This is a genomic window from Nocardia sp. TBRC8007 (assembly GCF_056629435.1).
In genome coordinates, this window is record NZ_JBWSOR010000209.1 from 1 (window position 1) to 294 (window position 294).

The following is a 294-nucleotide window of genomic DNA, read 5'->3' on the forward strand; positions in this document are numbered from 1 at the left end:
GTCGAGCATCTGTCGTCGATATCCCAACCATCTTTGGAGTGTTTGAACCAGGTGAACGTGGGTGGTGCGGTGTTTCCGCCGGATCTGTTGCGTCGATTCACGTCGCTGTGTCCGGCGGTTCGGGTCGTCAACTGCTATGGCCCCGCGGAGACGACCGTGTGTGTCTCGGTGTACGACTGCGCGGGGGGTGTGGGGGTGTCGGTGCCGATCGGTACCCCGGTGGGGAATACGCGGGTGTTCGTGTTGGATTCGTGGTTGCGGCCGGTGCCGGTAGGGGTGGCGGGGGAGGTGTAT

1 protein-coding gene is annotated in these 294 nt (G+C 63.3%); it reads left to right on the forward strand.

All coding sequences use genetic code 11. From position 1 onward, the window contains the following. Positions 1–42: 42 nt before the first annotated feature. Positions 43–294, forward strand: a 252-nt coding sequence (locus ACX4ZE_RS23335; RefSeq protein ID WP_480275618.1) for an AMP-binding protein, incomplete at its 3' end; no start/stop codon positions are given.